The sequence below is a fragment of the Christiangramia crocea genome (genome assembly GCF_022410465.1).
In the GTDB taxonomy this organism is placed as follows: Bacteria; Bacteroidota; Bacteroidia; order Flavobacteriales; family Flavobacteriaceae; genus Christiangramia; species Christiangramia crocea.
On the sequence record NZ_JAJSON010000025.1, the window covers coordinates 18,151 to 31,009 of the forward strand.

Consider the following 12,859-nt stretch of genomic DNA (forward strand, 5'->3'; position numbering starts at 1 on the left):
TATGAAGGACCTTCATTTTCAAAATATTGAAATCATAAAAGCAAAACAGTGGGATTTACTGAAATCTCAACTTGAATATACAGCTCAGAAATCGCCGTATTATCAGAAACTTTTCAAAGAAGAATCGCTTCAGGTAAAGGATATTAATTCAATTGAAGACTTTAGAAAACTACCAATAACAAGCAAGGAAGACCTTCAGCATCATAATTCAGAATTCATCTGTGTTCCTGAAGATGATATTATCGATTTTGTGACCACCTCCGGAACTTTGGGAAGTCCCGTAAATTTCGCCCTTAATGAGGCCGATCTTGAGCGTCTGGCTGAGAATGAATTCCAGTCATTCAGCATTGCCGGAATAAAAAAAGAAGATAAGGTCCAGATCACTACCACGTTAGACCGCAGGTTCATGGCTGGAATGGCCTATTTTCTAGGTCTCAGAAAGTTAGGTGCAGGAATTATCAGGACTGGTAGCGGACTTCCTCAGTTGCAATGGGAAAGCATTGAAAGATTCAAACCAGATTACCTGGTAGCCGTTCCCTCATTCCTGCTGAAAATGATCCAATATGCAAGAGAGAACAATATTGATTACACTAATTCTTCCATCGAAGCGGCAATTTGTATTGGAGAACCACTAAGAAACCAGCAGTTTGAATTGAATGCCCTGGGAAAGAAGATCACCGAGCTCTGGGATATAGAACTTTTTTCTACCTATGCCTCCACAGAGATGTCTACTGCCTTTACAGAATGTCCATATCACGCCGGTAATCATATACTGAGCAAACTTATCTATACAGAAATCCTTGATGAGGATAGAAAACAGGTGAAACCTGGCGAAATAGGAGAGCTGGTGGTGAGTCCGCTGGGAACCCGGACGATGCCCCTGTTAAGATTTGCTACAGGCGATATGCTTGCTTATTATGAAGGAAAGTGTAAATGCGGAAGAAATACACCAAGACTGGGACCGGTAGTAGGCAGGAAGCAACAGAAGATGAAGCTGAAGGGCACAAGCCTATACCCGCAACATATTATTGAGGTTATGAATTCCTATGGAAAAATAAAGTCATTTGTTATTGAAGCCAAAAGAGATGATCTCGAAAATGACCTTGTTTCGGTCAAGGTTACTGAGTCCTTCAATGATATTAGTGGCTTAAAAGACTATTTTAAATCACAATTACATGTTACTCCGGAAATTGAAAGAATAAAAGAACAGGAAATTGAGAAATTAAAATTCCCAAAAGGAAGTAGAAAACCTCAGGTTTTCAGAGATCTCAGGTAATCAGATCTTTCTGCAGAAGATCACTATCTTTTCTTCCTGAAGATTGGTTGTAAAGAAAATATAATCCTCACCACCATCTTTTATTTTGAACCTTTTCCTGATATTTTCAACCGATTCCGGGAAGTTACGGGTAGTAAGGTTAGCTTTTTTATTCTTAAAGTTTTTCTTTAAGTAAGAGTCTTTATATAATTTTATTTCAGTTATTTTAAATATTCTTCCTGGAAAGATTTTCAATTCTTCTGAAGTATATAAATGGGAATTTTGATTCAGCTTTTTTGTATTTGTTTTTGTGGCCAGAGTATTGAACATTCCGCTCTTCATAACCGCGGCATTGGGCTCGTATAAATAATCTTCGGGTTCACTAAAAATGATATTATCGTAATCATCCGATCTCTTTCCTGAGAACTTCTGGATTTCACTTTTTTCGAAATTCAGCGTTTTGATGACGGGTTCATCTTTATATCCTTTTTCGAGTATCCACAGCAATTCTTTTACCTCATTTCTTATAGCTATGATGTGAATTTCCTTTACATTCCGCAGTTCATCCAGGCCCGCCGAAATATCCAGGATAGGAGAGGTCTTGAGTTTTACATTCTCCGTATGCTGAAAGATCATTTCAAGACTGGCAGGAATATTCGGTTCACAATCTTCAAGTTTGAATACTTTTCCACCCTGTTCATTTCGCCTTGCAGGATCGGCATAAACCCAGCTGAATTTTTCAGTAGCGTTTTTCAGTATTTCAAGCCCGTTCTCCGATCTAACCTTAATGTTATTTGCTTCAAGAACATCAAAATTATGAGCAGCTATTTCAGCCAGTTCTTCATTTAATTCGCAATAAATAAATTCCTTGAAATTTCTTGAAAGGTAATAGGAGTCAATTCCCATCCCGCCGGTAAGGTCTATTGCCCTTCTGCCGTTTATAAGTGAAGCTTTATAACGAGCAGTTATTTCTGAAGAGGTTTGTTCCAGGTTTAATTTTGGAGGATAGATGATTGCTTCCGTTTCGTAGAACTCAGGGAATTTCTTTTTTGCAACCTGAAGTCCCTTTATCTGAATAGCCAGTTCCTGTACCGTTACATTTTCGAAAGGGCTTCCTTTTAAGATAAGAGAGGGTATATCCTTATTCTGATTCTTCCTTATAAATCTGGTGACTTCCCGGTCAAACAAGGCCTGGTTCAGCATGAGTTATCAGAGGTCTCTGGTTAGCCTTTTTACGATCTTATACTCACTAAGTGATTCCTTTGCGATAACCTTCAGGGCTGTGTAGAATGGAACAGCTACAACCATTCCCGTAATACCGAACAATAATCCGGCAATAAGTATAATAAGAAAGATCTCTAACGGATGGGATCTTACACTTGCGCCGAAGATCATAGGTTGGGAAATGAAGTTGTCTATAAGCTGGCAAATTCCATATCCCAGCATCACGTAGATTACTTTTGGCAGAATTACACTACTAAATTCGGCTCCCAAATTGCTGGAAATCACGAACAGCGCCATTAAAATTCCAGCCAGTAAAGGTCCAAGATATGGTACGAGATTGAGTACGGCACATATAAATGCGATGGCTATAGGGTTGTTTACCTCGAAGACCGAAAGCAGAATGGTGTAGAGAACAAACAGGACTGTGATCTGAAGGGTGAGCCCTACGAAATACCGTGAAAGCAATACTTTGATCTTGTTGAAAACTCTTTGGAATTTCTGTTCTTCTCCACGGTTAGCAAACACAAGTATACTATTCAGCATCAATTTGCTGTCCTTTAAGAAGAAGAATGAAATAAAGAGAATGGAGAAAACAGCAACAATGGTAGCTCCAAGTATTCCAAAGACATTATTTAGAAACTGAGGAATCAGGCTAACATCAAAATTCCTAACAAACTCACTTCTTTTAAGGCCTTCTATGATGTTGATTTCTTCGACGCCTAGATAGTTGTTTATTTGTGTATTAAGGTCGTTAAGATCGCTTTTAAAAGCCTCTACGTCTATTTGCCCGAGATATTTACTTTGTTCAATTACAATAGGGACGAAAACGAATATAATTCCAACAAAGATGGCCAGCACCATTATAAGAACCGTGACTACCGCAAGCTGATTAGGAAGATGAAGCCTGTTACGAAGAAAAATAACAACAGGTCTGCCAATTAAGGCTATTACACCCGCAACCGCCACATAAACGATCACCGATTGGACCTCCCATAGAAAATAGAGAAGCAGGACGATCCCTATCATGATACCTGTAGCTCTGAGTATTCCGTTTGCTATGTCATGTGCTTTCACAGCGTAAATATATTATTTCTTGTGAAACTTGTTCAGGGATTTGGTTATTTCATAGAACGCTATCCCAACAGACTGTGCCACGTTCATACTACTATTCTCCCCGAACATTTCTATATGATAAGATAAGTCGCACATTTCCAGCACTTCGCTTGAAACCCCGTGTCTTTCATTCCCGGCCACAAGAATAATTTTATCTGAACTACTTGCTGTGAAATTCCAGATAGGTGAACTATTAGAGGTAATCTCAAGTGAAAGACTTCTGTAATTTTGTTTTTTTAGTGTCTGAATAAGTTGCAAAGGGTTTTCAACAAATTCAAAATCCACAATATTATGAGTGTTACGGGCAGTGCGCTTTAGTCGGTTACTGTTAAGATTAGGCCTGGTACCACTGAATATTATCTTTTCTATTCCAAATGCATCCGCAAGCCGGAAAAGACTGCCAATGTTTGCTTCACCGGTAATGTTATCCAGCAAAAGGATGACAGAAAATTTCTTTTTATGAAAGGATGTTGCCGTATGAGAAAGCTGTTCGCTCAATTTTCAAAAGCGTATTTTATGATGTTCGCGCCCATTTTTAATGCCTTTTGTCTTACTTCTTCCGGATCGTTATGTACCTGTTGACTCTCCCAGCCATCTCCAAGGTCACTCTCATACGTAAAAAGAAGGACTAGCCTGCCATTATCAAAAATACCGAAGGCCTGTGGCGGTAAAGCATCATGCTCATGAATTTTAGGCAATCCGTTTGGGAAATCGTATGCCATTGAAAAAACAGGATGCCCGGCAGACAATTCTGTTAACTCCTTTTCAGGAAAAAGTTTTTTGATCTCATTTCTTATATACTGATTCATCCCGTAATTATCATCAATATGAAGAAAACCTCCGCTCAAAAGGTAATTTCGCAGGTTTTCCACTTCAGCGTCATTAAAAAGAACATTTCCATGCCCCGTCATATGCACAAACGGGAACTGAAAAATATCTGTACTTCCCGGTTCTACAGTTTGGGGTCTTGAGTCTATACGGGTATTAATATTCTCGTTGCAGAATTTGATGAGATTTGGCAGGGCTGTCGGGTTTGCGTACCAGTCACCGCCGCCACTATATTTAAGAACGGCGATCTCCTGGGCATATGAAAAATTTAAAATGCCTGTAATAAAGATTATTATCAGAAATCTCAGTTTCATTATTTAGGATTCTTGATTCACTATTGCAGCTGTATGACAGGCTACTATTGCAGCGGTTTCAGTCCTTAAACGGCTATCACCTAAACTTACCGCCGTCCATCCTTCATTTACTGCCTTTTTTATTTCATTCGGGCTAAAATCACCTTCAGGACCTATGAGGATATTGGCCTTTCCTTTCGGTTTTAATTTCTTCTGAAGATAGGCTTTTTCAGATTCATCTTCACAGTGAGCAATGAATTTATCACCTTCTATCTCAGTATCCATAAAATCAGAAAAACTTACCGGTTCATTAAGTTTAGGCATCCTGTAATGCAAGGATTGTTTCATCGCACTTTGAAGCACTCTTTCAAAACGCTGGAGTTTTACAACCTTCCTTTCACTGTGATCACAAATAATTGGTGTTATTTCATGTACACCTATTTCCATTGCTTTTTCAAGGAACCACTCAAATCTGTCATTCATCTTGGTGGGCGCAACTATCATATGTAAATAATAGGATGGAGGGGCTTGTTTTTCTACCGAGATGATTTTCGCTAGGCATTGTTTAATATCAGCCCTTATGATCTCGGCCTTAAAAAGCAAACCCTTTCCATTTGTGATATCCAGAATATCACCTTCATTTTTTCTTAGGACCTTAGCAATATGTTTGCTTTCGTCTCTTTGGAATAGCACCTGGGTATCCTTTTCCGAAATTTCAGGATTATAGAATAGTTGCATATCAGAATTTATATCGGGATTGTGCGGTGATGGAATAGTCAGCGAAGTCTTCCTTCAGATATTTATGATATCCGGCAATCCCTATCATGGCAGCATTGTCGGTTGTATACTCAAACTTTGGGATGTAGCATTTCCAGCCCCATTTTTTTTCCGCATCTCTCAGAGCCTGCCTGATCCCACTATTGGCAGAAACTCCACCACCAATGGCGACCTGGTTTATTCCGGTCTCCTGCACGGCTTTCTTCAGTTTATCCATTAGTATTCCAATAATGGTGTACTGAATTGAAGCACAAATATCCTTAAGGTTCTTTTCTATGAAATCCGGATCTTTCTTCGTTTCCCTCTGAACAAAATAAAGTACGGCTGTTTTAAAACCGCTAAAGCTGAAATTCAATCCGTCAACCCTGGGTTTTGGAAATTTGAAAGCTTTCGGGTTTCCTTCTTTGGAATACTTGTCTACCAATGGTCCGCCCGGATATGGCAGTCCAAGGATCTTGGCGCTTTTATCAAATGCCTCTCCCACAGCATCATCGGTGGTTTCACCTATGACCTCCATCTTAAAATAGTCGGTTACCCTGACGATCTGGGTATGCCCTCCACTTATGGTCATCGCCAGAAATGGAAATTCAGGTTTATCAAAACCGTCCTCTTCAATAAAATGAGCCAGAATATGGGCCTGCATATGATTTACCTCGATTAGAGGAATATTCAATCCCATGGCCAGGGATTTTGCAAAGGAGGTTCCCACCAGCAAAGAACCCATTAGTCCGGGACCTCTGGTAAAGGCAATTGCAGAAACATCTTTTTTGTCGATATTTGCCTTCGCCAGGGCCTGATGGATCACCGGAACGATATTTTGCTGGTGTGCTCTGGAAGCAAGTTCCGGCACTACACCACCGTATTGTTGGTGAACTTCCTGGGTAGCAACAATATTAGAAAGTATTTTTCCGTTGCAAAGTACAGCAGCAGCGGTATCATCACAGGATGATTCAATGGCGAGAATGTTGATTTTTTGATCTGGCATCAGAAATTATTGGGCATAGAAGTTGTAAATTAGACGCAAAGTTAAAACATAAAAACGTATCAAAAAATTCTGGAAAATACTAACTAAAACAGTGGTCGCACTGATTTTGTTAATCATAATTTTATTGATAGTATTTTCCATTCCTTCAGTACAAACATCTGTAGCTAAAAGACTTACTGATTCACTTCGCGAGAATAGTGATGTTAATATTTCAATAGGTCGGGTGTCTCTAAGTTATTTTGGGAATGTGAGACTCAATGAAATATATGTGGAGGATCATCATGCCGACACCTTATTTACCGCAGATGAGATACGCTCTTCCATAATTAGCTTCACCAATCTTATTAACAATTCTCCGAATCTTGGAAATACACGAATAAAGGGCCTTGATATGAGAATGAGGCGCTATAAAGGTGAGGACAAGGACAATCTTGGGGTTTTGATCGAAAAACTTCGAAAAGAGCCAAAAGGAGATTCTACTCACTTTGAATTAAATGCAGATAATGTCCAGATCTTAAATAGTCGTTACAGCTATTTTGATGCAAACCTTGACAGCCCTGATGTGCTTATAATCGACAGCCTTAACATCTATGCCAATCAACTGGAGATAGACGATGAAAATATAAATATTGATATAGGTAGTCTTAAAGGGCAGGAGCACCGGGGAATTCAGATCGATAACCTGTCTACTCAATTTCATTACGACCCTACAAATATGAATCTGGTGGATATGAGTCTGCAAACGCCGGGTTCATTGATAATGGCTGATCTTTATTTTAACTACGATCAGGGTGATTTTTCCGATTTTGAGAATCTTGTCCAGGTGGAGGCCGATTTCAGGAAAAGTGTGCTCTCCAGCAATGATCTGCAGGCTTTTTATGATGGATTCGGGGATGACCAGGTTGTTAATTTCAAAACGAAACTAACCGGTACGCTTAACGATTTTCACCTGGAAGGCTTTGAGCTTGAAGGGCTTGACCGTACAACTATTTATGGTAATTTTCAGATCAAAGGTTCTTTTGAAAAAGAACCGGATACATTCAGTATGGATGGAAGTTTCTCCGATTTTAATACCAATTATTATGATATAGTGAACTTTCTGCCGGGGCCGCTACTTGGTAAATTACCTGAAACTCTCAGGGAATTTGGAAGTGTTAATCTTAAGGGAAATACTTTTGTGACCAATTCTTCCCTGGATGCAGATGTTTACTTAACCAGCCAGTTAGGCTCAGCCGATGCCGATTTTATTCTCCGAAATTTTAATAGTTCAGCAAGGTCAACCTATAAAGGAAAGCTGGTTTTCAGGAACTTTAATATTGGCCTCCTTACCGATAATAAGGTGCTCGGTAAGACCAGTTTTGATATCGATTTTGATGGAGGCGGCTTTGATCGTGAGCATCTCAATACCCAGTTAAAAGGGAGTATTTCAAAAATACAGTATAACAATTATACCTATTCAAACATTCGTGTGATAGGAAATCTCAGGAATCCGGTTTTCAATGGATACTTTGTTTCTCGAGACCCCAACCTTCAAATGGAATTCAACGGGCTTGCAGATCTATCGGAAGATATTAATGTATATGACTTTGAAGCATCTGTGCAGTATGCTGATCTTAATACTCTTAATTTTGTGAACAGGGACAGTATTTCTGTTTTCAAGGGGGATGTGATCATGAATATGAAAGGAACTGATATTGATGATGCCTTTGGAGATATTCTTCTGCTAAACACCTCCTACAGGAACCAGGATGATCTTTATTATTTTGACGACCTGAGTATTTCATCCAGTTTTGAAGGACCGGTTAGAACGATAAAAATTCAGTCACCAGATGTTATAAATGGAGAGGTGACCGGTGTGTTTAAGATTGGTGAAGTAGGGGCCCTTTTTCAGAATTCCCTGGGAAGTATTTATACTAATTATAAACCCCGGACCATTACTACCAACCAGTATATGGAATTTGATTTTGATATCTACAATCAGATCGTAGAGGTTTTTTATCCTGAAATTGAACTCGCTCCAAATACCTTTATCAGGGGAAGGGTAGAATCTGATGAGTCAGAATTCAAGCTTACCTTCAGATCTCCCAGGATCGACATATTTGACAATATGGTGGAAGAGGTAAACCTCCAGGTAGATAATACAAACCCTATATATAATACTTTCTTTGAGGCCGATAGTGTTTCCACCGGACTTTATAATTTCTCTGAGTTCAGTTTTATTAACGTAACCCAAAGGGATACGCTATTTATTCGCTCTGAATTTCAGGGGGGCAAGAGCAATAATGATGTTTTTAACCTGAACCTTTTCCATACAATCAACGAGAATAGCAAATCTGTGGTGGGTATACAGCGATCAGATTTTAAATTTAAGGAAAAGGTCTGGTATCTGAATGAATCCGGAAACAAAAGCAATAAGATAATTTTTGATAATAAATTCAGAGATCTACAGATAGATTCACTGGTGATGAGTCACCAGAATGAGGAAATAAGGCTTAGCGGACAAATGCGGGACTCTACATATAAGAATTTCAAAATGCAGTTCGTAAATGTGGATGTTGGTAAAATAACACCCGAGATAGACAGCCTTGATCTGGCCGGTACACTTAACGGAGATCTGGACCTATTACAGGAAAATGGGGCTTATTATCCGAATACAGATATGACCGTAGATTCCCTTGAGGTGAATGATATATTTTTAGGCGACCTTAGAATGGATGTGGACGGGAATGAAGATCTTACCAATTATTCGGTTTATGCCGTACTTCGGAAAGAAGGTATGGAATCCTTATCGGCCATTGGGGATATAAATGTAAGTGGCGCTGAACCCACAATAGATCTGGAAGTGAACCTTAACCGACTGAACGTGGGAATCTTTACGCCTCTGGGAGCAGATGTGCTTACAGATATCAGGGGTTTTGCGACTGGCAGGGCCTTTGTTACCGGGAATTATAAGAATCCTGATTTTTCAGGTAATCTTGATCTGATCCAGGCAGGCCTGCGCATACCTTATCTCAATGTGGATCTGGACTTTCAGGACCGGGCCAGGGTAGACCTCACCAAGCAGCAATTTGTTTTTGAGGATATTGGGATCATTGATACAAAATATAAAACTCGCGGTATTCTGGACGGAACCATTTCTCATCGTAATTTTTCAGAATGGTTTCTGGATCTTAACGTCAGATCAAACAGAATACTGGTGCTGGATACCGAAGCAGATGAAGATGCTCTTTATTACGGAACAGCTTTTATAGATGGGGAAGCTACTATTAAAGGTCCTACCGACGAACTTGTGATCGATGTGAATGCAGCAACCGAAAGAGGAACGGTATTCAAGATCCCTTTAAGTGATACTGAATCTGTAGGTGACAATTCTTTTATACGGTTTTTAAGTCCGGAAGAAAAAGCCGCCAGACTGGCCGGGCAGGAGATAGAGATCCCGGAAGTGAAGGGACTTGAAATGATTTTTGATCTTGATATTACCAACGATGCAGAAGTAGAGGTTGTGGTTGATAAAACCAGCGGGAGTACTCTCAGGGGCCGTGGAGCCGGGAACCTTCTTCTTGAGATCAACACCAACGGAAAATTCAATATGTGGGGAGATTTTGTGGTTTATGAAGGGGTTTATAATTTCAAATATGCCGGACTTGTTCAGAAAGTTTTCAAGGTAGAATCGGGAGGAAGTATCAACTGGGATGGAGATCCGATGGATGCTCAGCTAGATGTAAGTGCTGTTTATTCCTTGAATGCAAATCCTGCAGTTTTACTTGAAAATCCATCGGTTAACCGGAAAATCCCCGTAGATGTGGTGATTAACCTCCAGGGAGAGATAGAACAGCCGGATATCAGTTTTGACATTGATTTTCCTAATGTGAGTTCTACGGTGAAATCGGAGTTGCAGTACCGCATAGATGACAGGGCCAGTAAAGAACTGCAAGCCCTATTTCTTGTCACACAGGGTACTTTCTACAGTGAGTTTGGCTTGCGTGGTGCAGCCATTTACGGAACTCTTGCGGAAAGAGCCTCAAGTATTGTAAATGATATTTTTGCCGACGAGGATGGCAAGTTCCAGGTAGGAGTGAACTACGTGCAGGGAGACCGTACACCAGATCAGCAAACGGTGGATCGGTTCGGGCTCACTCTGTCAACGCAAATTTCTGACCGGGTTATTATTAACGGTCAGGTAGGTGTGCCCATAGGAGGAATTACTGAATCGGTTATAATTGGTGATCTTGAAATCGATTTTCTTTTGAATGAAGACGGAACACTACGCGCCAAGGTATTCAACCGTGAAAGCAATATCCAGTTCATTGGTGAAGAAATAGGATTTACGCAGGGGATTGGACTATCCTATTCGGTAGACTTTGACACCTTCAAAGAGTTGTTGAGAAAGATCGCAAATACCGAGATAGTAAAATCTGCCGCCGAAGAACAGGAAGAGGAATCGGCTAAATCTGTGGCTCCGGAATATATCAATTTCCCATCTACCAGTGCTAGCAAACAGAAATTTTAATATTTATTTAGTGCTCATTCATTTACATCCCTTTAAATTTGGGGAAGTATGTTTAACCGACCGAATTTTTCAAATTAGTTCGTAGATTTATTATCAATTAAATTTTTATGGGAAAAAAAGTAAGACGTATCGGAGTAATGACATCCGGCGGAGATTCCCCGGGGATGAATGCTGCGATCAGGGCAGTTGTAAGAACCTGTGCTTATTATCACACAGAATGTGTAGGTTATTACAGGGGATATCAGGGAATGATAAATGGTGAATCCGTCAATATGAACGCCAGGAGTGTCCGCAATATCATAAACCAGGGAGGGACTATCCTTCAGAGTGCCCGTTCCAAAGGATTTCTTACCGAAGAGGGAAGAGCCAGGGCTGCAGAAAACCTAAAAAGAGATGGAGTTGATGCCATGATCCTGATAGGTGGGGATGGAACTTTTCGCGGAGGCCAGGTATTCAGTAAGGAGCACGGTTTTCCGTTGATTGGAGTTCCCGGGACCATAGACAATGATATTTACGGGACTAATTATGCCATAGGTTACGATACGGCTCTGAACACGGTGGTAGAAGCAATTGATAAAATAAGGGACACTGCCAGTTCCCATAATCGTCTGTTTTTTGTGGAGGTTATGGGTCGTGATGCCGGATTTATCGCTCTTAACAGTGGAATAGGAGCTGGTGCTGAAGAGATCCTTATTCCCGAAGAAAACCTCGGTCTGGAGCGATTGCTGGACTCTCTTGAACGAAGTAGACGCGCCGGAAAGACCTCAAGTATAGTGGTGGTTTCTGAAGGAGATAAGATTGGAAAGAATGTTTTTGAGCTTGCTGATTACGTAAAAAAGAACCTTCCTAATTATGATGCCAGGGTCACTGTTCTCGGGCATATTCAAAGGGGAGGAAGGCCCAGTTGTTTTGACAGGGTGCTTGCCAGTCGATTATCAGTTAAGGCTGTAGAACTTTTACTGGATGGTAAAAAAGATCTGATGGTGGGTATGCTTAATAATGAAATTGTATCCTGCAGCCTGGATCAGGCCCTTAAAGGAAAACATAATATCAACAAGGACCTTCTTAGAATATCTGAAATCTTATCAACCTAATATGAAAACAATAGCGATAATCGCCCATGATGGTAAAAAACCTGAAATGGTCCAGTTCCTTAACGAGAGCAGAAAAATACTTGATTCCAAACAAATAAATATTATAGCTACCGGGACTACAGGCTCTAAAACAGAAGCTGCTGGTTATAAGGTGGATAAATTACTCTCCGGACCTCTTGGCGGGGATGCGCAGATCGCTGCCAGGATCGCTGAAGGACTTGTGGATATGGTTATCTTTTTTAGAGATCCGTTGGATAAACATCCTCACGAGCCGGATATATTTATGCTAATGAGATTATGTGATGTACATAATGTGCCACTGGCCACCAATCCTGCAACCGCCAGGCTACTTATAAAAGGGCTGGAATAAGCTAAAGTTTTATTGCTATAGCGCTAATTTCAACATTTACAAACTTAGGGAGATTGGCCACTTCTACAGTTTCTCTTGCCGGTGCGTTTTCTGATTCAAAATAACGGGCATATACTTCGTTTATCTGGCCAAAATTATTCATGTCACTAATAAATATAGAGGTCTTAACGATATTCTCCATTCCTAAACCTGCTTCTTTCAGAATGGCTTTTAGGTTTTCCAACACCTGGATGGTTTCCTTTTCAAGATTTTCGGTTTCAAGATCTCCTGTCTCAGGATCAATGGCTATCTGACCTGAAACGTACAGAGTATTTCCTGCAAAAACTGCCTGGTTATAAGGCCCTATCGGAGACGGTGCATTTTCGGTTTTAATAATTTTTTTCATAATCATATAATTTTAAAATTCTAAC

11 protein-coding genes are annotated in these 12,859 nt (G+C 40.2%); 4 read left to right on the forward strand and 7 right to left on the reverse strand.

All coding sequences use genetic code 11. The annotated features are described in order from the left end of the window. Nucleotide 1 precedes the first annotated feature (1 nt). Complete coding sequence (flxY, locus tag LU635_RS11720) at nucleotides 2-1,276, forward strand: flexirubin biosynthesis putative acyl-CoA ligase FlxY (protein WP_240099434.1); 1,275 nt, start codon at nucleotides 2-4, stop codon at nucleotides 1,274-1,276. Here the strand turns inward: flxY and LU635_RS11725 are convergent, their stop codons facing one another. From LU635_RS11725 to tsaD, 6 genes are read right to left on the reverse strand one after another with little or no spacing between them, the layout of a single operon-like run. Continuing rightward, entirely contained in the window at nucleotides 1,277-2,458 is a 1,182-nt protein-coding gene (locus LU635_RS11725) for a class I SAM-dependent methyltransferase (protein ID WP_240099436.1), read from the reverse strand. Nucleotides 2,459-2,464: 6 nt separating this feature from the next. Then, nucleotides 2,465-3,505: an AI-2E family transporter gene (locus tag LU635_RS11730; protein ID WP_255749870.1), complete on the reverse strand. Its 1,041-nt coding sequence runs from the start codon at nucleotides 3,503-3,505 to the stop codon at nucleotides 2,465-2,467. 60 nt (nucleotides 3,506-3,565) lie between these two features. Next, nucleotides 3,566-4,090, reverse strand: coding sequence for a TrmH family RNA methyltransferase (locus LU635_RS11735; protein WP_240099441.1), 525 nt, complete (start codon nucleotides 4,088-4,090; stop codon nucleotides 3,566-3,568). Next, nucleotides 4,087-4,734 (reverse strand): DUF4159 domain-containing protein, encoded by a 648-nt coding sequence (locus LU635_RS11740; RefSeq protein WP_240099443.1) that lies wholly within the window; start codon nucleotides 4,732-4,734, stop codon nucleotides 4,087-4,089. The genes LU635_RS11735 and LU635_RS11740 overlap by 4 nt, the downstream gene beginning before the upstream one ends. Before the next feature lie 3 nt (nucleotides 4,735-4,737). Further along, complete coding sequence (locus tag LU635_RS11745) at nucleotides 4,738-5,451, reverse strand: 16S rRNA (uracil(1498)-N(3))-methyltransferase (protein ID WP_240099445.1); 714 nt, start codon at nucleotides 5,449-5,451, stop codon at nucleotides 4,738-4,740. A gap of 1 nt (nucleotide 5,452) precedes the next feature. Then, entirely contained in the window at nucleotides 5,453-6,475 is a 1,023-nt protein-coding gene (gene tsaD, locus LU635_RS11750; protein ID WP_240099447.1) for a tRNA (adenosine(37)-N6)-threonylcarbamoyltransferase complex transferase subunit TsaD, read from the reverse strand. Between the two features lie 124 nt (nucleotides 6,476-6,599). Here tsaD and LU635_RS11755 point away from each other — a divergent pair, with 124 nt between their 5' ends. The 3 genes from LU635_RS11755 to LU635_RS11765 all read left to right on the forward strand — a co-directional run bounded on the left by LU635_RS11755 (nucleotide 6,600) and on the right by LU635_RS11765 (nucleotide 12,449). Then, nucleotides 6,600-10,985 (forward strand): translocation/assembly module TamB domain-containing protein, encoded by a 4,386-nt coding sequence (locus LU635_RS11755; RefSeq protein WP_240099449.1) that lies wholly within the window; start codon nucleotides 6,600-6,602, stop codon nucleotides 10,983-10,985. Between the two features lie 107 nt (nucleotides 10,986-11,092). Then, nucleotides 11,093-12,079 (forward strand): 6-phosphofructokinase, encoded by a 987-nt coding sequence (gene pfkA, locus LU635_RS11760; protein ID WP_240099451.1) that lies wholly within the window; start codon nucleotides 11,093-11,095, stop codon nucleotides 12,077-12,079. Nucleotide 12,080: 1 nt separating this feature from the next. Then, nucleotides 12,081-12,449: a methylglyoxal synthase gene (locus LU635_RS11765; RefSeq protein ID WP_240099453.1), complete on the forward strand. Its 369-nt coding sequence runs from the start codon at nucleotides 12,081-12,083 to the stop codon at nucleotides 12,447-12,449. Nucleotide 12,450: 1 nt separating this feature from the next. On the opposite strand, the gene LU635_RS11770 is transcribed toward LU635_RS11765, so the two are convergent. Continuing rightward, nucleotides 12,451-12,834 carry a RidA family protein gene (locus LU635_RS11770; protein ID WP_240099455.1) on the reverse strand — a complete coding sequence of 128 codons (384 nt, stop codon included), beginning with the start codon at nucleotides 12,832-12,834 and terminating at the stop codon, nucleotides 12,451-12,453. Nucleotides 12,835-12,859: the final 25 nt, after the last annotated feature.